Annotated in this window: 22 protein-coding genes; 9 read left to right on the top strand and 13 right to left on the bottom strand. The window is 71.0% G+C overall.

Annotation, left to right across the window (positions count from 1 at the left end; all coding sequences use genetic code 11):
• Positions 1–55 precede the first annotated feature (55 nt).
• Positions 56–3,766, top strand: coding sequence for a multifunctional oxoglutarate decarboxylase/oxoglutarate dehydrogenase thiamine pyrophosphate-binding subunit/dihydrolipoyllysine-residue succinyltransferase subunit (locus tag ACPEH2_RS01080; protein WP_359918065.1), 3,711 nt, complete (start codon positions 56–58; stop codon positions 3,764–3,766).
• Between the two features lie 72 nt (positions 3,767–3,838).
• Here ACPEH2_RS01080 and ACPEH2_RS01075 read toward each other — a convergent pair whose 3' ends face one another.
• Together ACPEH2_RS01075 and ACPEH2_RS01070 are read right to left on the bottom strand one after the other, a co-directional pair.
• A complete protein-coding gene (locus ACPEH2_RS01075; RefSeq protein WP_064001424.1) occupies positions 3,839–4,084 on the bottom strand; it encodes a hypothetical protein in 246 nt (81 codons plus the stop codon).
• Positions 4,081–4,734 carry a sigma-70 family RNA polymerase sigma factor gene (locus tag ACPEH2_RS01070; RefSeq protein ID WP_311862878.1) on the bottom strand — a complete coding sequence of 218 codons (654 nt, stop codon included), beginning with the start codon at positions 4,732–4,734 and terminating at the stop codon, positions 4,081–4,083. The genes ACPEH2_RS01075 and ACPEH2_RS01070 overlap by 4 nt, the downstream gene beginning before the upstream one ends.
• 143 nt (positions 4,735–4,877) lie before the next feature.
• Here ACPEH2_RS01070 and aroA point away from each other — a divergent pair, with 143 nt between their 5' ends.
• Genes aroA through bcp form a run of 3 tightly spaced genes read left to right on the top strand, consistent with a single transcriptional unit; the run spans position 4,878 to position 7,732 of the window.
• Positions 4,878–6,206 carry a 3-phosphoshikimate 1-carboxyvinyltransferase gene (aroA, locus tag ACPEH2_RS01065; protein WP_359918067.1) on the top strand — a complete coding sequence of 443 codons (1,329 nt, stop codon included), beginning with the start codon at positions 4,878–4,880 and terminating at the stop codon, positions 6,204–6,206.
• A complete protein-coding gene (gene rsgA / locus ACPEH2_RS01060; RefSeq protein WP_359918068.1) occupies positions 6,203–7,246 on the top strand; it encodes a ribosome small subunit-dependent GTPase A in 1,044 nt (347 codons plus the stop codon). The genes aroA and rsgA overlap by 4 nt, the downstream gene beginning before the upstream one ends.
• Positions 7,247–7,267: 21 nt before the next feature.
• The gene (bcp, locus tag ACPEH2_RS01055) at positions 7,268–7,732 is read left to right on the top strand and encodes a thioredoxin-dependent thiol peroxidase (protein WP_311862882.1); all 465 of its coding nucleotides are present in this window, start codon (positions 7,268–7,270) and stop codon (positions 7,730–7,732) included.
• Here bcp and ACPEH2_RS01050 read toward each other — a convergent pair whose 3' ends face one another.
• On the bottom strand, positions 7,733–8,131 hold the full coding sequence (locus ACPEH2_RS01050; RefSeq protein WP_359918070.1) for a histidine kinase: 399 nt from the start codon (positions 8,129–8,131) through the stop codon (positions 7,733–7,735). It abuts the gene before it with no gap.
• 225 nt (positions 8,132–8,356) lie between these two features.
• Between ACPEH2_RS01050 and ACPEH2_RS01045 the strand changes: the two genes are divergently transcribed.
• A complete protein-coding gene (locus ACPEH2_RS01045; RefSeq protein ID WP_018188706.1) occupies positions 8,357–8,605 on the top strand; it encodes a WhiB family transcriptional regulator in 249 nt (82 codons plus the stop codon).
• An 18-nt stretch (positions 8,606–8,623) separates the two neighbouring features.
• Here ACPEH2_RS01045 and ACPEH2_RS01040 read toward each other — a convergent pair whose 3' ends face one another.
• The 3 genes from ACPEH2_RS01040 to ACPEH2_RS01030 are packed head-to-tail and all read right to left on the bottom strand — an operon-like array spanning position 8,624 to position 12,019.
• Positions 8,624–10,117, bottom strand: coding sequence for a sensor histidine kinase (locus ACPEH2_RS01040; RefSeq protein ID WP_359918072.1), 1,494 nt, complete (start codon positions 10,115–10,117; stop codon positions 8,624–8,626).
• Between the two features lie 40 nt (positions 10,118–10,157).
• A complete protein-coding gene (locus ACPEH2_RS01035; RefSeq protein ID WP_359918074.1) occupies positions 10,158–11,393 on the bottom strand; it encodes an AAA family ATPase in 1,236 nt (411 codons plus the stop codon).
• Positions 11,390–12,019, bottom strand: coding sequence for an SAF domain-containing protein (locus ACPEH2_RS01030; protein ID WP_359918076.1), 630 nt, complete (start codon positions 12,017–12,019; stop codon positions 11,390–11,392). Before ACPEH2_RS01030 ends, ACPEH2_RS01035 begins: the two co-directional genes overlap by 4 nt.
• Before the next feature lie 121 nt (positions 12,020–12,140).
• On the opposite strand from ACPEH2_RS01030, the gene ACPEH2_RS01025 reads away from it, so the two are divergent.
• Positions 12,141–12,389 (top strand): helix-turn-helix domain-containing protein, encoded by a 249-nt coding sequence (locus ACPEH2_RS01025; RefSeq protein WP_064001417.1) that lies wholly within the window; start codon positions 12,141–12,143, stop codon positions 12,387–12,389.
• 22 nt (positions 12,390–12,411) lie between these two features.
• On the opposite strand, the gene ACPEH2_RS01020 is transcribed toward ACPEH2_RS01025, so the two are convergent.
• A complete protein-coding gene (locus ACPEH2_RS01020) occupies positions 12,412–13,005 on the bottom strand; it encodes a hypothetical protein (RefSeq protein ID WP_359918078.1) in 594 nt (197 codons plus the stop codon).
• A 142-nt stretch (positions 13,006–13,147) separates the two neighbouring features.
• On the opposite strand from ACPEH2_RS01020, the gene ACPEH2_RS01015 reads away from it, so the two are divergent.
• Positions 13,148–13,585 (top strand): Rv3235 family protein, encoded by a 438-nt coding sequence (locus tag ACPEH2_RS01015; RefSeq protein ID WP_064001416.1) that lies wholly within the window; start codon positions 13,148–13,150, stop codon positions 13,583–13,585.
• A gap of 12 nt (positions 13,586–13,597) precedes the next feature.
• Here the strand turns inward: ACPEH2_RS01015 and ACPEH2_RS01010 are convergent, their stop codons facing one another.
• Together ACPEH2_RS01010 and secA are read right to left on the bottom strand one after the other, a co-directional pair.
• On the bottom strand, positions 13,598–14,821 hold the full coding sequence (locus ACPEH2_RS01010) for a pyridoxal phosphate-dependent aminotransferase (RefSeq protein WP_064001415.1): 1,224 nt from the start codon (positions 14,819–14,821) through the stop codon (positions 13,598–13,600).
• Between the two features lie 72 nt (positions 14,822–14,893).
• Positions 14,894–17,668, bottom strand: a complete 2,775-nt coding sequence (secA, locus tag ACPEH2_RS01005) for a preprotein translocase subunit SecA (RefSeq protein ID WP_064001414.1) — start codon at positions 17,666–17,668, stop codon at positions 14,894–14,896.
• A 177-nt stretch (positions 17,669–17,845) separates the two neighbouring features.
• On the opposite strand from secA, the gene ACPEH2_RS01000 reads away from it, so the two are divergent.
• Both ACPEH2_RS01000 and ACPEH2_RS00995 read left to right on the top strand, forming a co-directional pair.
• Positions 17,846–19,171 (top strand): hypothetical protein, encoded by a 1,326-nt coding sequence (locus ACPEH2_RS01000; RefSeq protein ID WP_359918080.1) that lies wholly within the window; start codon positions 17,846–17,848, stop codon positions 19,169–19,171.
• Entirely contained in the window at positions 19,171–20,001 is an 831-nt protein-coding gene (locus tag ACPEH2_RS00995) for a serine hydrolase domain-containing protein (RefSeq protein WP_359918082.1), read from the top strand. The genes ACPEH2_RS01000 and ACPEH2_RS00995 overlap by 1 nt, the downstream gene beginning before the upstream one ends.
• A gap of 68 nt (positions 20,002–20,069) precedes the next feature.
• Here the strand turns inward: ACPEH2_RS00995 and hpf are convergent, their stop codons facing one another.
• The 4 genes from hpf to mtrB all read right to left on the bottom strand — a co-directional run bounded on the left by hpf (position 20,070) and on the right by mtrB (position 24,945).
• A complete protein-coding gene (hpf, locus tag ACPEH2_RS00990) occupies positions 20,070–20,729 on the bottom strand; it encodes a ribosome hibernation-promoting factor, HPF/YfiA family (RefSeq protein WP_064001411.1) in 660 nt (219 codons plus the stop codon).
• 100 nt (positions 20,730–20,829) lie between these two features.
• The gene (locus ACPEH2_RS00985; protein WP_359918084.1) at positions 20,830–21,504 is read right to left on the bottom strand and encodes a ComF family protein; all 675 of its coding nucleotides are present in this window, start codon (positions 21,502–21,504) and stop codon (positions 20,830–20,832) included.
• 91 nt (positions 21,505–21,595) lie between these two features.
• The gene (locus tag ACPEH2_RS00980; protein WP_359918086.1) at positions 21,596–23,269 is read right to left on the bottom strand and encodes an LpqB family beta-propeller domain-containing protein; all 1,674 of its coding nucleotides are present in this window, start codon (positions 23,267–23,269) and stop codon (positions 21,596–21,598) included.
• Positions 23,266–24,945: an MtrAB system histidine kinase MtrB gene (gene mtrB / locus ACPEH2_RS00975; RefSeq protein ID WP_359918088.1), complete on the bottom strand. Its 1,680-nt coding sequence runs from the start codon at positions 24,943–24,945 to the stop codon at positions 23,266–23,268. The genes ACPEH2_RS00980 and mtrB overlap by 4 nt, the downstream gene beginning before the upstream one ends.
• Positions 24,946–24,953 lie beyond the last annotated feature (8 nt).

Here is a 24,953-nt window from a genome sequence, read left to right as displayed (position 1 = left end):
GAGGCCGCGCGGGCACCGCACATTTCGAACGTCGACGACGAAAGCAGGCGGAACCGTGTCCAGTCAGGCGACCGGCGTGGGAACTACGAGCGACGGGGAGTTCGGAGCCAACGAATGGCTCGTCGCGGAACTGTACGAGCAGTACAGCCGCGACAAGAACTCGGTGGACAAGGAGTGGTGGCCGATCCTCGAGGCCTACACCCCCGACGGAGCCTCCGGCGCACCCGCGACGGCATCTGCACCGGCGGCATCCGCACCGGCCGGATCCGCCGCACCGGCTTCCGCTCCGGCGGCCCCCGCAGCGGAGAACCGTCCCGCCGCGGTCGGCGCCCCGCCCGTCGCCCGGACGACCGCGCGTCCGGCCGCTCCGCAGCCGATTCCCGCCGAGGCTCCCAAGGCCGCACCCGCCGCCGACAAGGCCGTCCTCGAGGACACCGTCACGCCGCTGCGCGGACTGCCGAAGACCCTCGCGGCCAACATGGACGAGTCCCTCACCGTCCCGACCGCGACGAGCGTGCGGACGATCCCGGCGAAGCTGATGATCGACAACCGCATCGTCATCAACAACCACATGTCCCGCACGCGCGGCGGGAAGGTGAGCTTCACCCACATCATCGGGTGGGCGCTCATCCAGGCCCTGAAGGCCTTCCCGACCCAGAACGTGTACTACGCCGAGGTCGACGGCAAGCCGTCCGTCGTCGCGCCCGCCCACATCAACCTCGGCATCGCGATCGACCTGCCGAAGCCCGACGGCACGCGCGCCCTCATGGTGCCGAGCATCAAGCAGGCCGAGACGCTGACGTTCGGCGAGTACCTCACCGCTTATGAGGACCTCGTCCAGCGCGCCCGCAAGAACAAGCTCACCGCGGCGGACTTCCAGGGGACGACGGTCTCGCTGACCAACCCCGGCGGCATCGGCACGGTCCACTCCGTCCCGCGCCTCATGAAGGGCCAGGGCTGCATCATCGGCGCCGGCGCCCTCGACTACCCGGCCGAGTTCCAGGGCGCGAGCGAGAAGACGCTCGGCGAGCTCGGCATCGGCAAGACCATCACGCTCACGAGCACCTACGACCACCGCGTCATCCAGGGTGCCGGCTCGGGCGAGTTCCTGAAGATCGTGCACCAGCTGCTGATCGGCCAGGAGGGGTTCTACGACGACATCTTCGCGGCCCTCCGCATCCCCTACTCCCCCATCCGCTGGTCGAGCGACATCAAGGTCGACGTCGCCGAGCGCGTCGACAAGACGGCTCGCGTACAGGAGCTCATCAACTCCTACCGCGTCCGCGGCCACATGATGGCCGACATCGACCCGCTCGAGTACGTGCAGCGCACGCACCCCGACCTCGAGATCGAGAACCACGGCCTGACCTTCTGGGACCTCGACCGCGAGTTCGTCACGAACGGCTTCGGCGGCAAGCGCACGATGAAGCTGCGCGACATCCTGGGCATCCTGCGCGACTCGTACTGCCGCACCATCGGCGTCGAGTACATGCACATCCAGGACCCGACGCAGCGCAAGTGGTTCCAGGACAACCTCGAGGTCAAGTACCAGAAGCCCGGCCACGACGAGCAGCTGCGCGTCCTCGGCAAGCTCAACGAGGCCGAGGCGTTCGAGACCTTCCTGCAGACGAAATTCGTCGGCCAGAAGCGGTTCAGCCTCGAGGGCGGCGAGTCGCTCGTGCCCCTGCTCGACCAGATCCTGCAGGGCGCGGCGGCCGAGGGCCTCGACGGCGCCGCCATCGCCATGGCCCACCGCGGTCGCCTCAACGTCCTCACGAACGTCGCCGGCAAGACCTACAGCCAGATCTTCCGCGAGTTCGAGGGCTCCGTCGCCGTCGGCTCGAAGAGCGGTTCGGGCGACGTCAAGTACCACCTCGGCACCCAGGGCACCTTCGTCGCCGACGGCGGCGAGGAGCTCCCCGTCTACCTCGCGGCGAACCCCTCGCACCTCGAGACGGTCGACGGCGTCCTCGAGGGCATCGTCCGCGCCAAGCAGGACCGCCTCCCCATCGGCTCGTTCTCGTGGCTGCCGATCCTCGTCCACGGCGACGCGGCCTTCGCCGGCCAGGGCGTCGTGATGGAGACCCTGCAGATGTCGCGTCTGCGCGGCTACCGCACGGGCGGCACGGTGCACGTCGTCGTCAACAACCAGGTCGGCTTCACGACGCTCCCCCTCGACGCCCGCACGTCGATCTACGCGACCGACGTCGCCAAGACGATCCAGGCGCCGATCTTCCACGTGAACGGCGACGACCCCGAGGCCGTCGTCCACGTCGCCGAGCTCGCCTTCCGCTACCGGCAGGAGTTCAACCGGGATGTCGTGATCGACCTCGTCTGCTACCGGCGCCGCGGTCACAACGAGGGCGACGACCCCTCGATGACGCAGCCGCTCATGACGAACCTGATCGAGGCCAAGCGCTCGGTGCGCAAGCTCTACACCGAGGCGCTCGTCGGTCGCGGCGACATCACCGAGGAGGAGTACGAGAAGGCCAAGCAGGACTTCCAGAACCGCCTCGAGATCGCCTTCGCCGAGACGCACGCCGCCCAGACCGGTACCTCGCCGGTCGTCGCGGCGGACGCACCGGCCGACACGGCCGTCGGCGAGCCCGAGACCACCGGGGTCGCCCGCGACGTCATCGAGCGCATCGGGGACGCGTTCGTCAACAAGCCCGAGGGCTTCACGGTCCACACCAAGCTGCAGCAGCTGCTCGAGAAGCGGCACGACATGAGCCGCAACGGCAGGATCGACTGGGGCTTCGGCGAGCTGCTCGCGTTCGGTTCGCTGCTGGTCGAGGGCTCGAACGTCCGCCTCGCCGGTCAGGACGTCCGACGCGGCACGTTCGTGACGCGCCACGCCGTCATGCACGACCGTGCGAACGGTCAGGAGTGGCTGCCGCTGGCGAACCTGGGCGACAACCAGGGCCGTTTCTACGTGTACGACTCGCTCCTGAGCGAGTACGCCGCGATGGCGTTCGAGTACGGCTACTCGGTCGAGCGGGCCGACACCCTCACGCTGTGGGAGGCCCAGTTCGGCGACTTCGCCAACGGCGCCCAGTCGGTGATCGACGAGTTCATCTCCTCCGCCGAGCAGAAGTGGGGCCAGCAGTCCGGCGTCGTGCTCCTGCTCCCCCACGGCTACGAGGGCCAGGGACCCGACCACTCGTCGGCGCGCATCGAGCGCTACCTGCAGATGTGCGCGCAGGACAACATGACCGTCGCACGTCCGTCGACGCCGGCGTCGTACTTCCACCTGCTGCGCCGTCAGGCGTACGCCCGCCCGCGCCGGCCGCTCGTCGTCTTCACGCCGAAGGCGATGCTGCGCCTGCGCAACGCCACGAGCCCCGTCGAGGACTTCCTCGACGGCCGGTTCGAGCCGGTGATCGACGACAGCCGCTCCCTCGACCGCGAGGCGGTGACCCGGGTGCTGCTGCACGCCGGCAAGATCCACTGGGACCTCGCCGCCGAGCTCGAGAAGAACCCGAACGAGAAGGTCGCGCTCGTCCGCCTGGAGCAGTACTACCCGGCCCCCATCGATCAGCTCAACGCGGTGCTCGACAGCTACCCGAACGCCGAGCTGTTCTGGGTCCAGGAAGAGCCCGAGAACCAGGGCGCCTGGCCGTTCATGGCGCTCGAGGTCGTCAAGCACCTCCACGGCCGCACGATCAAGCGGATCTCGCGTTCCTCAGCCGCCTCCACGGCGACCGGCTCGCCGAAGGTCCACGCCCGCGAGCACGCCGCGATCATGGAGAAGGCGCTCACCTTCTGAGCGCCTTCACGAAAGAAGAGGCCCCGCTTCGGCGGGGCCACTTCTTTCGTGGGAAGAAGGGGTGGCGTCCGGTCAGTGGTGCGTCGCCTGCTCCGCGCGCAGCCGCGCGAGCACCTGATCGCGCAGGTCCTCCGGCGCCGCCTCCTTGCACGCGCGCGCGACCACCGCGGTCAGGGTGGTGGCGACCAGGGCTTCGTCGCGGCACGCGGCGCAGTTCTCCAGGTGCTCGGTGATGTCCGAGTGGCGCGTGTGGCAGATCTCGTTGCGCAGGTACTCCTCGAGGTCCTGCCGGGCTTTGTCGCAACCGCAGTCGGTCATTTCGCACTCCTCGTGGCGGGCACATCGATGCCGCGCTCTTTCGCATATTCGGACAGCAGGTCGCGGAGCTGACGTCTGCCACGGTGCAGACGGCTCATGACCGTGCCGATGGGGGTTTTCATGATGTCCGCGATCTCCTGATACGCGAATCCTTCGACATCCGCGAGGTACACGGCCAGTCGGAAGTCCTCCGGGAGCGACTGCAACGCGTCCTTCACGACGGATGCCGGCATGTGGTCGATCGCCTCGGCCTCGGCCGATCGCGCCGACGACGCCGTGGTCGACTCGGCCCCGCCGAGCTGCCAGTCCTCCAGGTCGTCGATCGTGCCCTGGTAGGGCTCGCGCTGCTTCTTCCGGTACGTGTTGATGTACGTGTTCGTGAGGATGCGGTACAGCCACGCCTTGAGGTTGGTGCCCTGCGTGAACGACGCCCACGCGGCGAACGCCTTCACGAAGGTCTCCTGGACGAGATCCGACGCGTCGGCCGGGTTGCGGGTCATCCGCATGGCCGCAGCGTAGAGCTGGTCCATGAAGGGGAGCGCCTGCTCCTCGAACTGGGTACGCGGGTCGTCGACCGCCTGATCGTTCATCGCAGGCCAGTCTACGTCGGCCCCTTCGGCGAGCACGGGCGCATCAGCTGTCGCGATCATCGCGCTCCTCTCCCCTGGCATGCACGGTGTCGACAGAGGGGTCAACGGACGAAGGGCGGGGCCTATTCCCAGGTTCGCGGATGCCGCGGCTCAGGGCTCGGGAACGGGTGAACGGATTCCGTGTCATCAGTAGGCTGGGAGCGATGAGCGACGCCCCTTCCTCCCCCGCCACCGCCGACGAGATCCCCGGCGGGTCGTGGCCGGCGCCCACGCCGGGCGAGCCGGTCCACGCGCACGTGACGGTGCCCGGGTCGAAGTCGCTCACCAACCGCGAACTCGTCCTCTCCGCCATCGCCGACGGACCGAGCCTGCTGACCGGCGCGCTCCACTCGGACGACTCCGCGCGCATGATCGACGCCCTCCGTCGCCTCGGCGTGAGGATCGAGCCGGTCGCCGGCGACTCCCCCTTCGGTCCGGACCTCGAGGTCACCCCGCCGTCCCGCTTCACCGGCGGCACCACGATCGACTGCGGTCAGGCCGGCACCGTCATGCGATTCGTCTCCCCGATCGCCGGCCTCGCCGTGGGCGACGTGCACGTGACCGCCCACCCCACCGCTCTGCACCGCCCGATGGGGGCGATGATCCACGCGCTGCGTGACATCGGGGCGGACATCGACGACGCCGGCAGCTGGTCGCTCCCCTTCGACGTGCGCGGCCACGGGCACCTCCGCGGCGGCGAGGTCACGATCGACGCGAGCCAGTCCAGTCAGTTCGTCTCCGGACTGCTCCTGGCCGCGGCGCGCTTCGACGTCGGCCTGCGTCTCATCCACGACGGCGAGCGCCTGCCGAGCCTCCCCCACATCGAGATGACGGTCGAGGCACTCGCCCGCCGCGGGGTGCATGTCGAGCACCCCACACCGAACGAGTGGCTCGTGCCCGCGGGGCCGGTGCGCGGCAAGGAGATCGCGATCGAACCCGACCTCTCCAACGCCGCTCCGTTCCTCGCCGCCGCCGTCCTCACCGGCGGGTCGGTGACGGTCCCCGGCTGGCCCGCGCACTCGACCCAGCCGGGCGCGCTGCTGGCCGACATCCTGCCCGTCATGGGAGCGCACGTCTCCCGCCGAGCCGGAGCACTCACCGTCACCGCGGGCGACCGCATCGCCGGCCTCGACCTCGACCTGTCGGCGGCGAGCGAGCTCACCCCGACGCTGTTCGCGCTCGCCGCGTTCGCCGACGCCCCCACGACCTTCCACGGCATCGGTCACATCCGGGGCCACGAGACGGATCGGATCGCGGCCCTCGTGGAGAACCTCCGCGCGCTCGGCGGCGAGGCGGAGGAGCGGGAGGACGGCATCCACATCGTCCCGAGGCCCCTGCACGGCGGGGTGTGGCGCGCCCACCACGACCACCGCATGGCGACGGCGGGCGCGGTCATCGGCCTGCGGGCGCCCGGGGTGGTCGTCGACGACATCGGAACGACGGCCAAGACGATGCCCGAGTTCCCCCAGCTGTGGGCGGGCATGCTCGCGTGAGCTGGCTCGACGACGACGGCGACGACGACGACCTCGACTACGACGAGGCCGACATCCGCGTCCGGCCGAATCCCAAGGCCAACCGCCCCCGCACCAAGCGCCGCCCCGCGCACGCGGATGCGCAGACCGCCCGCGTGCTCGGCGTGGACCGCGGCCGCTACACGGTCCTGATCGACGAGGACGGCCCGGACGAGCGCCAGATCCTCGCGACACGCGCCCGCGAACTCCGCAAGCAGCCGATCGTCAACGGCGACCGCGCCCGCGTCGTCGGCGACACCTCCGGCGACGACGGCACCCTCGCGCGCATCGTCGGCATCGAGGAGCGCACCTCGCTGCTGCGCCGCAGCGCGGACGACACCGACCAGGTCGAGCGCATCATCGTCGCCAACGCCGATCAGCTGCTCATCGTCGTGGCCGCCGCCGACCCCGAACCCCGGCCGCGCCTCGTCGACCGCTACCTCATCGCGGCGCTGGATGCCGGCATGCACCCGCTGCTCGTCGTCACCAAGACCGATCTCGCCGATCCGGCATCCTTCCTCGCGCACTTCGAGGGCCTCGACGACCTGGAGGTGTTCACCAGCGGGACCGGCGCGATGCCGGTCGCCGAGATCGGCGAACGCCTCGCCGGGCACGCCACCGTGTTCGTCGGCCATTCCGGTGTCGGCAAGTCGACCCTCGTCAACGCCCTCGTCCCCGACGCCGCGCGCGCGACCGGACACGTCAACGAGGTGACCGGGCGCGGCCGCCACACGTCGAGCTCGGCCGTCTCGCTCCGCTACGCCGGCGACCAGGGTCGCGGCTGGGTGATCGACACCCCCGGCGTCCGGTCGTTCGGCCTGGGCCACGTGGACCCCGCCAACATCCTCCGCGCCTACACCGATCTCGCCGCCGTCGCCGAGGAGTGCCCGCGGGGGTGCACGCACCTGCCCGACGCCCCCGACTGCGCGATCGGCGAGGCCGTGGCGGAGGGTCGGCTGGGCGAGCGCGGTCCTGCGCGACTGGACTCGTTGCAGCGACTCCTCGCCACCTTCGCGACCTGAGCGGCCGACTAAAATGAGGGGATGCCGCGCCTGAACCCCGGATCCCCCGCCCCCGACTTCACCCTCGTCGACCAGGACGGTGGGACCGTCTCGCTGAGCGACTTCCGCGGCGGGCGCCTCATCGCCTTCTTCTACCCCGCCGCCATGACGCCGGGCTGCACGACCGAGGCCTGCGATTTCCGCGACAGCGTCGCGCCGCTGCAGGCGGCCGGGTACACCGTGGTGGGGATCTCCCGCGACGAGCCGGCGAAGCTGCGCGAATTCCGTGAGCGCGACGCCCTCCCCTATGCCCTCCTGAGCGATCCCGACCACAGCGTCCACGAGGCCTACGGCGCGTGGGGCGAGAAGATGAACTACGGCAAGGTCGTCGAGGGCGTCATCCGCTCGACCTTCGTCATCGACGAGGACGGCACGGTCGCGCACGCGCTCTACAACGTGAAGGCCACCGGCCACGTCGCGCGGATCCGGAGCCTGCTCGAAGTCTGATCAGACCTCGTCGGCCTCGCTCCGCGATCGCGCGCCGGCCGCCCGAGCGGTCGCGATCAGGAGGACGAGCCCCACGACGGCGGGGACCGCGATCGTCGCGGCGAGGCGCGTGTCGGCTCCCTCCCCCGTGAGGGTCCCGAGCGCGACGGACAGGACGAGCAACTGCACGACGACGCCGCCGGAGCGTCCCCACGACCCGCCGCGCCACACGGCGACGGCGAAGCCTGCGACGGCGACCGCGCCGATCACCGTCAGGGCGAGGAGCGCCAGCGAGCTCGGCACGCTCTCGCTGTCGCCGCGGACCAGCGCGACCAGCTCCCACGCGGCGAGGGCCAGGACGCCGATCGCCTCGAGGGCGAGCCAACCGGCCGCGATCCGCTCGACGCGGGTGGTACGCACGTTCACCGCTCCTCCTGGGCGCCCGGGGCACGGCGAGGCGCCGAAATAGTCCGTTAACCCGTGATTCACATAACCCTTGATTCCCATGCCCGGGCATGGGAATATTGACGGGCAAGTGTGCTCCCACAGCGGCGTGGGGCGAGCATCAGCTCGCACACCACTCAGGTTAGTCGACGTCGCCCGGCGTCGCATCCCGACTTCCGATCCCCCACAAGGAGCACCGCTATGGATTGGCGCGACAAAGCCGCCTGCCTGACCGTCGACCCCGAACTGTTCTTCCCCGTGGGGAACACCGGGCCCGCCGTCGACCAGATCGAGAAGGCGAAGTCCGTCTGCGCCCGGTGCACCGTCACCGAACTCTGCCTGCAGTACGCCCTCGAAACCGGCCAGGACTCGGGTGTCTGGGGCGGTCTCTCCGAAGACGAGCGCCGCGCCCTCAAGCGCCGCGCCGCCCGCGCCCGCCGCGCGTCCTGACACCGCCGCGCGCGGGCCTCAGGCCCGCGCGCGCTCGATGTACCGCATCGGGATCTCGATCGTCACCTCGGTCCCGCTGCCCATGAGGGTGTGCCAGTCGATCGTCCCGCTCAGCTCACCCTGGATGAGCGTCCTCACGATCTGCGTGCCGAGACCCCGACCGACCTGACCCTCGGGCAGGCCGACACCGGTGTCGCGGACGCGGACCGCGAGCCGGTCCTCGTCGCGCTCGGCGATGATCTCGACCTCGCCCTCCTTGTCGGCCAGACCGTGTTCGACGGCGTTCGTCACGAGCTCGGTGAGCGCGAGGGCGAGGGGCGTCGCGTACTCGCTCGGCAGCGTCCCGAACGTGCCGGTCTTGACCGTGCGCGCGCGCGTGTTGGGCGCCGCCGCGACCTCGGCGACGAGTTTGAGGACGCGCTCGAACACGTCGTCGAAGTCCACGCTCTGCGTGAGCCCCTCCGACAGGGTGTCGTGGACGACAGCGATCGCGCTCACCCGGCGCATGGCCTGCGTCAGGGCGTCCCGACCCTCGTCGGAATGGGTTCGCCGCGCCTGGATGCGCAGGAGCGACGCGACGGTCTGCAGGTTGTTCTTGACGCGATGGTGGATCTCGCGGATCGTCGCATCCTTCGTGATGAGCTCCTGCTCCTGGTGGCGGATCTCGCTCACGTCGCGGCACAGGACGATGGCACCGATGCGGGTGCCGTTCTCGCGCAGGGGGATCGTCCGGAGCGACACGGTGACGCCGCGCGCCTCGACGTCCGCGCGCCACGGCGCACGGCCGGCCATCACGATCGGCAGCGACTCGTCGAACTGGCGCGACGCCGGCATGATCTTCGTCGCCACTTCCATGAGCGATTCGCCTTCGAGTTCGTCATCGAAGCCGAGCCGGTTGAAGGCCGACAGGGCGTTTGGGCTCGCGAACGTCGTGATGCCGTCGACGTCGAGACGGATGAGGCCGTCCGAGGCGCGGGGGGCGCCCCGGCGCGGCGAGGTCGGCGCCGTGAGGTCGGGGAAGTCCGCCGATGCGATCATCCCGAACAGGTCGTCCGCGCAGTCGTTGAAGGTGATCTGCTGACGCGACGGGGTGCGGGTCTCACCGAGGTTGGTGTGCCGGGTCAGCACGCCGATCACCCGGCTCTCGCGTCCCTCCGCCGCGCGCTCGCGCACGATCGGCACGGCCCGCACGCGGGTCGGGGTCTCCTCGAACCAGTCCGGCGAGGACGAATCCACGACGCGCACCTGCGTGAACGCGTCCGTGACCTGCGTGCGCCATTGCGGTCGCACGGCATCGCCGACGATATCGCGGTAGAACAGGGTCGCGGCGCCGCTCGGCCGGGTGTGGGCGACGGCGATGAACGAGTCGTCCGACGTCGGCACCCAGATGACGATGTCCGCAAAGGCCAGGTCGGCGAGGAGCTGACCGTCACCGGCGAGGCGGTGGAGCCACTCCACATCCTCCGCGGTGGATCGGCCTTGGGCGTAGACGAGGTCGCTGAGGGTGGACACGCCTCCACCCTAGATCCTCCTCCCGGGGGCTTCCCGCGCTCTACGCGCTCCGGGCCAGGCGGCGCAGCGAGTGCCGGGTCGCGGCCTCCGCAGCACGCCGCGGGGCGAGCGATTCGGCCACGAGGCGTCGCACCGCGGTCGGCACCGCCGAGCGCGGTGCGACGTGGGCGATCGGGCGCGCGGCGAGGAGCGCGGCATCCGTCCCCCGGGCATCCCACGGGACGAAGGACACGTCCGTCACGCCCGTGTAGCGCTCGAGTGTGCGCCGCACCTGTCCGCGGGCGTCGACACCGAGGGCGCCGGCGCGGATCTTGTTGACCACCACCCGCACGGGGGCGGTGCCCGCCGCCGCGCGGAGCTCGGGCCAGTTCCGCACGAAACGGGACACCCCGACGGGATCGGCGGCGACGACGGCGAGGACGACGTCGGCCGCTTCGACGGCCGCGAGCGTCGCGGCGTTCCGGCGGGGACCGTCGACGAGGTCGCTCACGATCTCCTCGTCGCGTTCGAGGGATGCCGCGGTGTCGACGACGGTGTCATCCACCCATCCGCGACACGCCTCGAGGGCGGCGAGCACGCGGGCATGGGAGAGCTCGGGCCACCGTCCCGGCCGATTGAGGCCGGTGAGCACGTTCACGTCGGCAAGCGTCGACGCGATGCGGCTGAGCTCGGCCACCGTGAGTGTGCCGCGTTCGGCCTGCCGGCATGCGGCGGCGAACCCGGGGCCCTCGTCGGCGAGGCCGGTCGCGAGGGCGAGCGAGGGCGCGTGGGAGTCCGCGTCGACGAGCGCGACGCGGTGGTCGGCACTCGAAAGTGCACAGGCGATCTCGATGGCGAGGGTCGTCCGCCCGGGCGCCCCCTGTGCGCCCCACACGGTGATCACGCGGCCGCGGGTGGGCTCGACGGGAAGGGACGACGGAGGGCTCGCGAGGAGCTCGGCCGCCGGTGCGTCCGGATCGTGGGCCGCGAGCCCGAGCGATGCGGCGAGGCGCCGATCCGAGGTTCGAGCGCACAGCGGCACGATGCGCACCGACAGACGGTCGCAGGCGGCGACGAGCTCGGCGGTCAGGGTCGCCGCCCGCCCCTCGACGATCAGGAGGTCCGCCCGGGCCAGTTCGGCGAGGAGCTCCGCCGCCTCGGGCGCGGCCATCGCATCGAGCGCGGCGGCAGCGGCGGCGGATGCCGCCACCACCGCGCGCACGTCGGCGTCCTCGTGGCGCAGTCGCGCGGCGAGGGTGTCCGCGCGGGGACCGTCCGCCGCGACGACGACCCTCACCGGGACTCCCCCGCCAACGGCACGACCGACAGGAGGGAGTCGTCGGACACCGCGGCGAGCGTCGCGGCGACATCGGCGCGCGGGATGACGATCTCGAGCGACACGTCCTCGCCCGAGACGACGGCGTCGTCCTTCGTCACCGTGACCACCGTCGCCGAGGGCACGAGGATCCGCGGCTCGCCGACCTCGCCGCCCTCCTCGGCCGGTGCCGCCCAGACCTCCACGACCGAACCCGAGGTGACGGCGTCGGACACGTCTCCGGCCGTCCGGATCACCACGCTCGTCGTGGTCGCGGCATCCGCCTCGTCCACGGCCGCGTGCGGGACGAGTTCGCCCGCCAGGATCGTGCGGGTCGCGATGACGCCGGGCTCGAGGGAGGCGGGCGAGACGTACGTGTCACCCGCGGACCCCAGGGCGACGTCGACCACCCGCAGGTCGTCCGCCGTCACGGTCTGACCGGGGACGATCGTGCGGGCGGCGGCGAACACCGGCGCGGTTTGACGCGCAGAGGCGACGACGAGCCAGACGCCCGCGACGGACGCGATGATCAGCGCGATACCGAGGAGGAATCGCGCGTCGGCCCAGAATGCACGCGGCGCGGGCCGGACGGTGTCGGGAGTGGTCATGACGCCATGGTGACCGAGCCCGCGGCGGTGCCACCGCGATTATCCACAAGCCGGCGATGCAACCGATGCGACCGGTACGCGGGCCCATAATGGCCTCATGCCCGATGCGTCCCCCCTGCGTATGCTCACGCCCGCCCAGGTCGCGGAGATGCTGCAACTGGAGGTCGACGAGGTCGTGGCTCTCATCCTCGACGGACGTCTGCGGGGGGCTCGGCTCGGCTCCCCGCTCGCGTGGCGCATCGAGGCGGACAGCGTCGAGGACTACCTGGACGAACAGGCGGAGGACGCGCGACTCCACGCGCTCTGGCGCGAGTCCAACGCCGCGAGCTTCCCCGAGCTCTGGGGGCGCGGCCGCCGCGGCGGCGAATGATCACGGCCTGATCGCGCCGCGCTCACGCGAGCGAGGCCGGCGCTTCCAGCCGCACGGCCGTGACCGCCGACAGCGGCACGATGCGGTATCCGCTCACGAGGTCGGCGCGACGGGGTGAACCGCGGTCGTGCAGGGCGAGATCGAGATGATCGGATGCCGCACGGTCGATCGTGCCGCAGTACTCCCGCCCGTCGACGGCGTACAGCGTCACGGGGACACGCCGCCGCGCGAGGTCGCGCAGGAGGAAGCCGAGCGTCATCCGCTCGCGGAGCCGCCCGGGCTCACTCCCCCGGGCGCTGCGAAGCAGGTCGGCGTGCGTCGACCCCACCGCGACGAGGGCGGCCAGGGGGACGATCAGGGCACCCCGCGCGCCGCCGTCGTCCACAGCGAGCCAATCCGGTCCGACCGCGACGGGTACGCCGGTCACGGCGGCGCCGCCCACGAGATCCAGGGTGATCGCGTCCTCGACGGCACCCCCCAGGGCATGCAACCGCTGGAACAGCGACAGCCGGGCCAGTCGCAGCCGCTCGGCTTCGGTGTCGAGCGCCGCGCGCTCGGCCTCCCATTCGGAGTCCAATTGGTCTTCGAGATCCTCGAAGAATCGATCCCAGCGCACGATCGCGAATGTAGAGGACCACCCGCCGGCACCGCGGGGTTTGTCCACAGGTTGGAGCATTCTCATCCACCCTCTCGTCGCCCTGTGCTGTACTCGTGGCGTTCATCGACCCGCAGACACCTGTCGCCCGAGAGGAACCGACATGGCCCTCACCGCCACCGAAGACAGCCGGATACCGCGTTCGGGGAGCGCCCTCGAGGTCGCCGAGTACTTCGCACCGCAGCGCACCTCCACGGCCGATCTGCCCGACCCGCTCCCCCTCGTGAAGAACCTCACGATCGGCGTCCTCGAGGTGCTGGCCGGCGTGCGCGACGTCGATCAGCTGGCACGCTGGCTCGGCGAGGACGCGTACCGGGCGCTCGTCACCCGAGCGAACCTGTCGGCCCGCGCGCGGAGCGCACGCGGCGTCGCCGCCGTCCGGCCGGCGCACCGCATCCTGAGCGATCGCACCTGCGAACCCGCCGACGGCGTGCTCGAGGCGGTCGTGGTGGTCGGCGGTCCGATCCGGACGCGTGCCGTCGCGATGCGCCTCGAGGGCTGGGACGGGCGCTGGCGCGCGACCTCCCTCGCCCTGCTCTGACCTCGCGGCCCCTTACTGCTTGTACGACGCAAGGAAGTTGCCGAGGCGCTCGATCGCCTCGGTGAGCACCCGCGCCTCGGGCAGCGTGACGATGCGGAAGTGATCCGGCGTCGGCCAGTTGAACCCGGTCCCCTGCACGAGCAGCACGTGCTCGGCGACGAGGAAGTCATAGACGAACTTGGCGTCGTCGTGGATGTCATGAACCTCGGGGTCGAGCCGGGGGAAGGCGTACAGGGCGCCCTCGGGCTTGACGCAGGTGACGCCGGGGATGGCGGTGAGGCCGGCCCAGGCGGCATCCCGCTGCTCATGGAGCCGACCTGTCGGTGCGATGAGCGCATCGATGGATTGGACACCAGACAACGCCGCCTGGACGGCGAACTGCGCGGGGACGTTGGGGCACAGACGTGTCGAGGCGAGCAGCTGGATGCCCTCGAGGAAGCCCGCAGCGTGCTTCTTCGGTCCCGTGATGACCATCCACCCCGAGCGGTACCCGGCGACGCGGTAAGTCTTCGACAGTCCGTTGTAGGTCAGGCAGAGCAGGTCCGGCGCGAGGGTCGCGAGCGGGATGTGCCGAGCGCCGTCGAAGAGGATGCGATCGTAGATCTCGTCGGAGAGCAAGAGGAGCTGATGCTCGCGGGCGATCTCCACGATCCCCTGCAGCACCTCGCGGGTGTAGACGGCGCCGGTCGGGTTGTTCGGGTTGATCACGACGATCGCCTTGGTGCGCGGCGTCACCTTGGCCCGGATGTCCTCGAGGTCGGGCTGCCAGCCGTTCTCGCTGTCGGCGAGGTAGTGCACCGGGGTGCCGCCGGCGAGGCTCGTCATGGCGGTCCACAGCGGGTAGTCCGGTGCGGGGATGAGGACCTCGTCGCCCTCGTCGAGCAGCGCCTGCATCGTCATCGTGATGAGCTCGGACACACCGTTGCCGAGGTAGACGTCATCGGGGTCGAACTTCGGGAAGCCCGGCTCCTCCTCGTACCGCGAGACGATCGCCCGCCGCGCGGACATGATGCCGCGGGAGTCGGAGTAGCCGTGCGCCTGCGGGACCGCCTCGATCATGTCGCGGACGATCTGGAACGGCGCCTCGAATCCGAAGATCGCGGGGTTGCCGGTGTTGAGCTTGAGGATCGTGTGACCCTCGTCCTGCAGCCGGTCGGCCTCGACCAGGGCGGCTCCGCGGATCTCGTACAGGACGTCCTTGAGTTTGGATGACTGGTCGAAGGTGCGCGGGCTCATCGGTTCAGGATATCGGGGACCCGACGGGGCCAATGGCGGTCCGGTGGCCCGGCCGACACCGTCGGACCGACATCACTTCTTCTTACCGGACGCCCGTCGCTGCGCGCGGTTGCCAGCCTCGGCCGGTGCCTGCACCTGCTGCCCGAAGGAGCCGCGAGGGGCGTCGGCGGGGGCCTCCTGCTCGGCCTCACGCTGGCGTGCCTTGCTGGTCGCCGCCTGCTGGACCTGGCCGCGCTCGTTGCGCACCTCGACCTCGCCCGCGTCGTTCGGGGCGGTGTACTGCAGCTTCTGCGCGTCGATCTCGGGCGCGGCGAGGCCCTTCGCCTCGATGTCGCCCCCCTCGGTCTGACGGACCTCGACCTCGAGGTTGAAGAGGAAGCCGACCGACTCCTCCTTGATCTGGGCCATCATCGACTGGAACATCTGGTACCCCTCGCGCTGGTACTCGATGAGCGGGTCGCGCTGCGCCATGGCGCGCAGGCCGATGCCGTCCTTGAGGTAGTCCATCTCGTAGAGGTGGTCGCGCCAGCGACGGTCGAGGACCTGCAGCACGACGCGACGCTCGAGCTCGCGCATGGCGGGCGCTCCGAGCTTCTCCTCGCGGTTGCGGTAGGCGATCTTGGCGTCCGAGAGCAGCTCGCGCTTGAGCAGTTCGGGGGTCACCTTGCCCTTGCTGCCGCTCTCGGCGACGACCTCGTCGATCGTGACGCCGACCGGGTAGAGGGTGCCGAGCTCGGCCCACATCGCATCGAAGTCCCAGCTCTCGTTGTGGCCGGAACCGGTGTGCTCGTCGATGATCGCGGCGATGGTGTCCTCGAGGAAATGCTCGATGCGCTCCGAGAGGTCGTCGCCCTCGAGCATGTGCCGGCGGTCGGCGTAGATCGCCTCGCGCTGCCGGTTGAGGACGTCGTCGTACTTGAGGACGTTCTTGCGGATCTCGGCGTTGCGCGCCTCCACCTGCGCCTGAGCGCTCTTGATCGCGCGCGAGACCATCGAGGACTCGATGGCCACGTCGTCGGGGAAGTTCGTGCGGGCCAGGATCGCCTCGGCCGCACCCGACTGGAACAGTCGCATGAGGTCGTCCGTGAGCGACAGGTAGAACCGGCTCTCGCCGGGGTCGCCCTGACGGCCCGAGCGACCGCGGAGCTGGTTGTCGATACGGCGTGACTCGTGTCGTTCGGTGCCGAGGACGTAGAGTCCCCCCGCCTCGACGACGCGGTCGGCCTCCTCCTGCACCTTCTCCTTGACGGCGGCGTAGACCTCTTCCCACGCGGCCTCGTACTCGTCCGGCGTCTCGACGGGGTCGAGGCCCTTGGCCTTCATCTCCGAGACGGCGAGGAATTCGGCGTTGCCGCCGAGCATGATGTCGGTGCCTCGACCGGCCATGTTCGTGGCGACCGTCACGGCGCCGTAGCGACCGGCGCGGGCGACGATCTCGGCCTCGCGCGCGTGGTTCTTCGCGTTGAGGACCTCGTGCTTGATGCCCTTCTTCGCCAGCAGGCGGGAGAGGTACTCGCTCTTCTCGACGCTCACGGTTCCGACGAGGACCGGCTGACCGGAGGCGTGACGCTCGGCGATGTCCTCCACGACCTGCGCGAATTTCGCCTGCTCGTTCTTGTAGACGAGGTCGGACTGGTCCTTGCGGATCATCGGCTTGTTCGTCGGGATCGGGACGACACCGAGCTTGTAGGTCGACATGAACTCCGCCGCCTCGGTCTCGGCGGTACCGGTCATGCCGGAGAGCTTCTCGTAGAGGCGGAAGTAGTTCTGCAGGGTCACGGTGGCGAGGGTCTGGTTCTCGGCCTTCACCGCGACACCCTCCTTCGCCTCGATCGCCTGGTGGATGCCCTCGTTGTAGCGACGCCCCACGAGGATGCGGCCGGTGTGCTCATCGACGATCATCACCTCGCCGTTCATCACGACGTAGTCGGTGTCACGCTTGAACAGGGCGAGCGCCTTGATCGAGTTGTTGAGGAAGGAGATGAGCGGGGTGTTCGCCGACTCGTAGAGGTTGTCGATGCCGAGGTAGTCCTCGACCTTCTCGATACCGGGCTCGAGCACACCGATCGTGCGCTTCTTCTCGTCGACCTCGAAGTCGACACCGGCCTCGAGGGTGCGGGCGATCTTCGCGAACTCGGTGAACCAGCGGTTCGCCTCACCGGAGGACGGGCCCGAGATGATGAGCGGCGTCCGCGCCTCGTCGATGAGGATCGAGTCCACCTCGTCGACGATGCAGTAGAAGTGACCCCGCTGCACGAGGTCCTCACGGCGCCACGCCATGTTGTCGCGCAGGTAGTCGAAGCCGAACTCGTTGTTGGTGCCGTAGGTGATGTCGGCTTCGTACTGCTGCCGGCGCACCTCGGGGTTCTGACCCGAGACGACGGTGCCGGTGGTCATCCCGAGCGCGCGGTAGACGCGACCCATGAGCTCGGACTGGTACGAGGCGAGGAAGTCGTTGACCGTGATGACGTGGACGCCCTTGCCCGCGATCGCGTTGAGGTACGCCGGGAGGGCGGCGGTCAGGGTCTTGCCCTCACCGGTCTTCATCTCGGCGATGTTGCCGAGATGGAGGGCGGCCCCACCCATCACCTGCACGTCGTAGGGGCGCTGGCCGAGGGTGCGGCTCGCGGCTTCGCGGACGGCGGCGAAGGCCTCGGGCATGAGCTTGTCGAGACTCTCGCCCGCCTCGTAGCGGGCGCGGAGTTCGGCGGTCTCGCCGCGCAGCTCCTCGTCGGTGAGGTGCGCATAGTCCTCTTCGAGGGCCGACACGGCCTTCACGACCTGCTGCAGCCTGCGCAGGACGCGGCCTTCACCGGCACGAAGCAGTTTCTCGAGGGGGTTCGCCACGGAGGATCTCCATCTGTCGATTCGCCACCCCGACGTGCGATGTCGGGATGCCGGTGCGCGGGACGCGCAGACATACACCGCCATGTTATCCGCCTGTGACCTACGAGGTTGCTGGGGGCATCCGGCCTCTCCCCCGCGCGTCGACCGGCGGCATCCGTCGGCCCGTAAGATCGGCCCATGGCCGGTTTCTGGGGAAGACGCAAGCGCGAGGACGCGGAGATCGAGGCACAGGACGCCGAGCTCAGCCGCAAGGCGGGGGCGGCGCTCGTCTCAGCCGACGAGCGCATCCGCGTGACGGACGACGAGCTGTCCTACGCCGAGATCGAGCTAGGGCGCGAGGCGACCGCTCCGCTGCGCGAGGCGCTCGCGGCGGTGCGCCACCACCTCGGCGAGGCGTTCCAGCTGCACCAGCTGAACCACGACGAGATCCCCGACACCCCCGAGGAGCTGCGCACGCGCAACGCGCGCATCGTCCAGCTGTGCGAATGGGCCGAGGACCTGCTCGACGACCGCACCGAGTCCCTCGCCGAGGCGATCGCCCGTGCCCGGCGCGCGCCCGAGATCATCGCCGGCATCCGCGCGGACGTGACGCGCCTGCGGGAGCGCCTCCCCGCACTGAACGCGAGCCTCGAGCGACTGTCCACGCGGTACTCGGATGCCGCGATGCGCACCGTGCTGGGCAATGCGGCCGAAGCGGCCCAGCTGCTGGATTTCGCCGAGCACAGCGCCGAGGTCTCGGAGCGCCGCCGCGACAGCGGTCAGCGCGAGCAGGCGAACCTCGCCCTCGAGACCGCGATCGAGGCCTCGCGGCGGGCGGGGACGCTCGTCGAGGCCGTCGACACGTTCGAGATCGAGGCGCTACGGGCGGAGTCGACCCTGGCGGCCATCGTCGACGATTCGCGCGACGACCTGATCGTCGCGCAGCCGATGCTGGGCACCCCGGCCGTCGCGGCCGCCGCCGCCGAGCTCGAGGCCGCGCTCGCCTCGCTCACCCCCGCGGGCAGCAAGCCCGACCCCTTCGCCGAACTGACCCGTCTGCGCGCCGCCAACGCCGCGCTCGACGCGGCCGTCGCCAAGGCGCGGGAACGCGCCGAGCGTCCGGTGCCGTCCGAGGAGCACGTGCGCCACGCGATCGACGACGCCGACCGCCAGATCGGGGTCGCGCGCAGTGTGATTTCGGGCCACCGCGGGTGGATCGGCGCCGACGCCCGCACCCGGCTCGCCGAGGCCGAGCGCATCCGCGGCGACCTGCTGCGCTTCTCGGGCCCGATCGGCGAGGACGACCGCGAGGAGGCGATGGGTCTCGCCCGTCGCGCCGCGCACCTGGCGGGCGAGGCGCTGCAGCTGGCGCAGCGCGACATCGACTCGTCCCGGCCGAACGACTGGGGGAACGGCGGATACGGCGGTCGAGGGATGGGCGGTGGGATGGGCGGCGGCAGCCTGGCCGGCGGCCTGCTCGGCGGACTCGTCATCGGCGGTCTGCTGGACGGCATGTTCGACTGATGGCCGCCCTCGACGACGCGCTCGCCCTGTCGCAGACCTGGGGCGTCCCCCACGCCTCCGCCGTCGTCGTGACGGCGGACGGCACTGCGGCGGCGTCCGCCGGGGACCAGGACCGCGTCTACCGACTCGCCTCGGTCACCAAGCTCCTCAGCGCCTATGCCACCCTCGTCGCGGTCGAGGAGGGCGCCCTCTCCCTCGACCAGCCCGCGGGCCCGCCCGGGGCGACGGTCGCCCATCTGCTCGCCCACACGGCCGGGTACGACTTCTCGACGTCGACGCTCCGCGCGGAGCCCGGGGAGCGGCGCCTCTACTCGAACACCGGATTCGAGGTGCTCGCGGACCTGCTCGAATCGGAGACCGGCATCGGCTTCGATGCGTACGCGCACGAGGCGGTCTTCGCCCCGCTCGGGATGACGTCCACCACGATCGGCGGTTCCGCCGCGGCGGGCGGGGCGTCCTCGTGCACCGATCTGGCCCGGTTCGCGGCGGAGCTGCAGCGGCCGAGGTTGCTGGCCCCCGCGACGCTCGCCGCAGCGACCGGTGTGGCCTTCCCGGGTCTGCGAGGCGTCCTCCCCGGCTTCGGTCTGCAGCGCGAGAACGACTGGGGCCTGGGTCTGGAGATCCGCGGCACGAAGAGCCCGCACTGGACCGGGGCGCACAACTCCCCCGAGACCTTCGGCCACTTCGGCCAGTCCGGCACCTTCCTCTGGGTCGACCCGCGGGCGGGCGGAGCCCTCGTCGCCCTCACCGACCGGCCTTTCGGCGAATGGGCGGCCGAGGCTTGGCCACCCTTCAGCGACGCGGTCCTCGGAGCCCTCGCGGCACGCTGAGTCGCACGCCGGACACGGAAGAGGGCGGATGCCGTGCGGCATCCGCCCTCCTCGTCACCGCTCGTCGGTCAGGAGACGAGCTCCGCGGGTGCGGCGGTGGTCGTGAGCGAGATCACGCCGTAGTCCCAGCCCTTGCGGCGGTAGACGACGCTCGGCTGGTCGGTGCGGGCGTCGATGAAGAGGAAGAAGTCGTGACCGACGAGTTCCATCCGGTCCACGGCGTCCTCGACGGTCATCCACTCGGGGTCGAACCGCTTGGTGCGGATGACCACGGGGGTGTAGTCCTCCTCGTCCTCGGCGCCGGTCATGATGGGCACCTCGCCGGTCGCGACGGCGCGGATGACGTCGACGGACGCGGGCTGCACGTCGATGCCCTGCAACGTGCCGGTGCCCTTCTCGAGCTTGGCGCCGCGCGGGTGGTTGCGCGCGTCGACGCGCTTCTCCTTCGCGCGGCGGATCTGTTCGGCGAGCTTGGTGATCGCGAGATCGAGGGCGGCAAACTTGTCGCCGTCCACCGCCTCGGCGCGGACGACGGGTCCCTTGCCGGTGAGGGTGACCTCGACGGTCTCGTCCTCGCGGCCCCCGTTGTGGTAGGTGCGATGCGTCACCTTGATGTCGAGCCGTTGGGCTCGAGGGGCAAGGTGCTCGATGCGGGCGGACTTCTCCTCGACGACTGTGCGGAAACGATCGCTGACGCTCACGCCCACACCGACGATGTTGATCTCCATCCCTGACCTCCTTGTTCCGGTCCACCCGGTCAAGGGCGGACCTCGGTTCGCCTTGTGTCCCCCCACCGTAGTGCCGGTCACCGCTCGTGTCACGACCCGATCACGATGAATCCCCTGAGCCCGCCCGCCGGGGCGTGGCCGCGACCGTGACGGCGCCGACCACCGGGATCCCGGCCGCACGGAGGGCACGCGCCGCCTCCTCGAGGGTCGCTCCCGTGGTCACGACGTCGTCGACGAGGACGACGCGCAGATCCCCCAGGAGGCGATGCGCCCGAGGACGGACGGCGAGCGCGCCGGCGAGGTTCGCGGCGCGCTGCTCCTTCGCGAGAGAACGCTGATCGGCGGTGCGCCGCGCGACACGCAGGAGCCGGTGCGGCCGCCATCCCGCGCGCCGACAGAGCAGCTCGACGGGCGCGTACCCGCGGCGGCGGAGCGACGCCGGGCTCGCCGGCACCGGGACGGGGACGGCGTCGACGTCGAGGGGCCACGCCGCCGCCAGCGCAGCGGCCAGCGCCCGGGCCTGCGAGGTGCGCCCGTCCTCCTTGAACGAACGGATGACGCGGGCCGGCACCCCCTCGAAGACGAGACCGCTCCGGACCTCGAGACCGCTCGGCAGGCGGCGGACGATCGGCGTCGGGCTCAGCAGGCGCCGGCACGCGCCGCAGAGGTCGCGATCCGCCTCGTCGCATCCGGCGCAGGCGACCGGGAAGACGACGGCGAGCGCGTCGGCGACGGCGCGGCGCACGGCGACGCCGGGAGCGGCGGGAGTCGGCATCCGCTCAGCCTGCCGCTCCGGCACGCCCGCCCACCCGCGGGCGGCGCAGAACGAGGAGGGTCTCCCCACCGCGGCGGGTGGGGAGGAGGACTCACCCGGGGAGACCCTGCTGGACGGCGAGGGCCGACACGTCGGAGGCGATCACCTGCCAGGAGCCGCGCTGCACGTAGAGGCTGCCGTCGGACGTCAGCAGCCGCGCGCTGCCGCTCTGGTTCCCGGCGGCGATCGCGACGACGTCGTCGGGCGCGCGCACCTCCGTGCCCTGCCCGCCGATCGTCTGCTCACGGACGACGCGCTGATCGCCGTCGACGAAGACGAGGGCGATCGTCGCGCCGTCGACCCACGCGAGGTCGACACCGCGACCGGCGAGGTTCGCCACGAGCAGCGGCTGGCCGAGCGACACCGGCGCCCCGTTCTCGTCCCGGACGATGCCGGCCACCCAGACGGCCGACCCGCCTCCGCTGCGCACGAGCGCGGCGATCCGGGCACCGTCGCGGGAGACCCGCATCGCGCTCACCTCGCTTGCGCCCACCCAGCCGGACGGGATGGTCTGCGCGGTACCGTCGGGACCGTACGCGACGACCTCCTCCGGCTGGTCCCGAGGCACCGTCCAGATGTAGCCTTCGGTGTCGATCGACGGCTTCGTCATGCCCGAGCGGGTGTCGAGCTCGGTGTACTCGCCGTTCGCGGGCACGCGGAGGATCGCGCCGGAGCCCGTCCGGACCGCCGCCGTCCGGCGTGCGGCATCCGTTTCGACGGCCCGGGCGTCGAGACTCTGCAAGGCCTCCCCGAAGCCGTCGACCTCGTCGAGGTCGTTGCCCGAAAGGAACCCGAACCTGCCGTCCTGGAGGACGAGCGGGCGCGCGTCGACCGCGGTCGAGCGGGTCGGGACGGCGGTCACGTCCAACGGTTCGTCCCCGACGAGCAGCTGCACGTCGAGGATGCCGGCGCCCGCCAGGCTCGCGCCGAGCTGGGTCTTCATGCGCGCGATCGTCTCGCGGCCGAGGTCGCGGATCGCCGGGTCGAACGAGATGCGCGCGACCCCCGCCTCGACGGGCACCGACGGCTGCGCGAGACCCACCTCGCCCGTGAACGCGGTGCGCACGGACTCGGCCAGCCACGGGCTCGGCGTGCCCGACACGAGCGCGGCGGTGATCCGCGTGGCCGGGTTGGTCGACGGGAACCAGCGGACGTCGGGGATCACCGTGTCCCACCCCCGGTCGAAGTAGGCGAGATCGTAGCTCTGGAAGACCGAGGCGAAGCGGTTGGCGTCGAGGACGATGCCGTCGGGTGCCTGGGAGATGCGCCACTGCCCGTCCTCCTGGGCGAGGGAGAAGGCGAACGGGATGCGGCCCTGCTCGGCCGGCTCGTACGATCCGGTGGCGTCGACGTTGGCGACCGGGTCGACCGTGAAGACGATCTCGTTCTCGGCGGGCGAGGAGATCGAGCTCTCCCCCGGACGATAGACGGTGACGTTCGCCTGCGGCTGCCACTGCTGACGGAACGGGGTCGTGAGGAACTCCTGCGCGACCTCCCAGTTGCCGCGGGGGCCGGAACCGGCCGCGACGAACCCCTCGACGATCTGCTGGGGCGTGGCATCCTTCACCGGACCGTCCGGGACGAACGCGAAATCGGGCGGACCCTCGACCTCGTCGATCGCCTTGCCGACGTGGACGGGACCCCCGAGGGGCAGCCCGGCGCAGGCCGAGAGGACGAGGGCGACGACCACCAGGACGGCGGCACCGAGCGGACGACGGACGGTCACGGGTTCTCCTCCCGGGGCGGCAGGGAGATGGGCTGGGTGAGGCCGAGGTCGCCGAGGGCGGCGTCGTCCCGGGGATCGAGTTCGATGGGCGACGGGCCCGAGAGGTGCTCTCCCGCCTGCCGCGGCAGGGTGAGGACGAAATGGCTGCCGCCGCCCAGCTCGGACCAGACCTCGAGCGTGCCGCCGTGCAGTCGCGCGTCGCCGAGGGCGATCGAGAGTCCGAGACCCGTCCCGCCGATCGTGCGTCGACGCGACGGGTCGGCGCGCCAGAACCGGTCGAAGACCCGCTCGGCGTCGGCCTCGCTCATCCCGAGACCGTAGTCGCGGACGCCGAGGGCCACGGCGCGCTGGTCGCTGTCGACGGTCACGACGATCGGCCGGCCCTCGCCGTGCTCGATCGCGTTGCCGAGGAGGTTCCGGACGATACGGCGGATGCGGCGCGGGTCCATGTCGACGGGCGAGTAGCCTCCGGGGGCGACCAGTCGCACGTCGCTGCCGTGCTGCTCGGCGAGCTGCGCCATCGACTCGATGACGTCCTCCGCCAGGTGTGCGAGGCTCGTCGGTTCGAGTTCGAGCTGCACCGAGCCGGCGTCGTAGCGGCTGATCTCCAGGAGGTCGGCGAGGAGCACCTCGAACCGCTGCACCTGCGCGTGCAGGAGCTCTGCGGCACGCGCGGTCGACGCGTCGAACTCGTCGCGCTGATCGTTGATCATGTCGGCCGCGAGTCGGATGGTCGTCAGGGGCGTCCGCAGTTCGTGCGAGACGTCCGACACGAACCGCTGCTGGACGAGCGAGAGCTCGGCGAGCTCCTTGATCTGCCCCTCGATGCTGTCGGCCATCGCGTTGAACGACCGGCCCAGGGTCGCGAACTCGTCCTCGCCGCGCACCGGCAGCCGGACGCCCAGGTCCCCCGCCGCGAGCTTCGCGCTCGTCTCGGCGGCCTGGGCGATCGGGACGGTCACCGAACGCAGCACGAAGAGCGAGATCCCGCCGATGAGGACGAGCAGGGCGACACCGACGACCCACAGCGTCACCTGGACGAATTGCAGGGTCTGCGCCTCGGACCCGAGGTCGTAGGCGAAGTACACCTCGTAGGCCCCCGCTTCGGGCAGCACCAGTTGCTGACCGACGACGATCCCGGGCGTCTCGCCCCCGTCGGCCTCGGGCAGCCCGATCGACTGCCACCACTGCTGGTCCCCCGTGAGGCGGACGCTCTCGCGCAGCTCGGGAGAGATCATCGACTCCTCGAGACCGCCCGCCTCGAAGTTCTGCGGCGCGATCGCCGACGGCTCGTCGTCGATGCGGAAGACCGCGAGCATCGTCGTCCCGGCCTGCCGCGACAGGATCTCGCGCCGGACCTCGTCCATCAGCACCTGAAGGGCGACCTCGTCGCTGTCGACGACCGCCGCGTCGAACGTGCTCTGCGCCGCCTGCGTCGCGCGCTGCGCGGCATCCTGCACCTGTTCGGCGCGCGACTCGTAGAGGTCGGTGAGGATCGCGAGCGACATCCAGACGAGCGCGACGAGGATCGTCAGCGCCGTGAGGGTGAGGGTCACCGACAGGGTGCGGAAGCGCAGCGAGCGACGCCAGGCGTACTGCACGCGGCGCTGCCAGGACCGCCAGTCGCGCCACGGCGGGACGACGGTGTGCGTGCCGGTGCGGGCGGTCACCGACACGGCGGGGG

It is taken from the genome of Microbacterium sp. NPDC064942 (assembly GCF_049545525.1).
Taxonomy (GTDB): Bacteria; Actinomycetota; Actinomycetes; order Actinomycetales; family Microbacteriaceae; genus Microbacterium; species Microbacterium gawkjiense.
This window is presented reverse-complemented; position numbering and strand designations above follow the sequence as displayed.

What these genes read in the sequence shown, in the direction of transcription:
- ACPEH2_RS01075 (WP_064001424.1), bottom strand. Translation starts at nt 4,084, where the DNA reads ATGACCGACTGCGGTTGCGACAAAGCCCGGCAGGACCTCGAGGAGTAC.
- ACPEH2_RS00985 (WP_359918084.1), bottom strand. Translation starts at nt 21,504, where the DNA reads ATGCCGACTCCCGCCGCTCCCGGCGTCGCCGTGCGCCGCGCCGTCGCC.
- ACPEH2_RS00995 (WP_359918082.1), top strand. Translation starts at nt 19,171, where the DNA reads ATGGCCGCCCTCGACGACGCGCTCGCCCTGTCGCAGACCTGGGGCGTC.
- ACPEH2_RS01000 (WP_359918080.1), top strand. Translation starts at nt 17,846, where the DNA reads ATGGCCGGTTTCTGGGGAAGACGCAAGCGCGAGGACGCGGAGATCGAG.
- aroA (WP_359918067.1), top strand. Translation starts at nt 4,878, where the DNA reads ATGAGCGACGCCCCTTCCTCCCCCGCCACCGCCGACGAGATCCCCGGC.
- ACPEH2_RS01010 (WP_064001415.1), bottom strand. Translation starts at nt 14,821, where the DNA reads ATGAGCCCGCGCACCTTCGACCAGTCATCCAAACTCAAGGACGTCCTG.
- ACPEH2_RS01070 (WP_311862878.1), bottom strand. Translation starts at nt 4,734, where the DNA reads ATGATCGCGACAGCTGATGCGCCCGTGCTCGCCGAAGGGGCCGACGTA.
- ACPEH2_RS01015 (WP_064001416.1), top strand. Translation starts at nt 13,148, where the DNA reads ATGGCCCTCACCGCCACCGAAGACAGCCGGATACCGCGTTCGGGGAGC.
- hpf (WP_064001411.1), bottom strand. Translation starts at nt 20,729, where the DNA reads ATGGAGATCAACATCGTCGGTGTGGGCGTGAGCGTCAGCGATCGTTTC.
- ACPEH2_RS01030 (WP_359918076.1), bottom strand. Translation starts at nt 12,019, where the DNA reads ATGACCACTCCCGACACCGTCCGGCCCGCGCCGCGTGCATTCTGGGCC.
- ACPEH2_RS01045 (WP_018188706.1), top strand. Translation starts at nt 8,357, where the DNA reads ATGGATTGGCGCGACAAAGCCGCCTGCCTGACCGTCGACCCCGAACTG.
- bcp (WP_311862882.1), top strand. Translation starts at nt 7,268, where the DNA reads ATGCCGCGCCTGAACCCCGGATCCCCCGCCCCCGACTTCACCCTCGTC.
- ACPEH2_RS01025 (WP_064001417.1), top strand. Translation starts at nt 12,141, where the DNA reads ATGCTCACGCCCGCCCAGGTCGCGGAGATGCTGCAACTGGAGGTCGAC.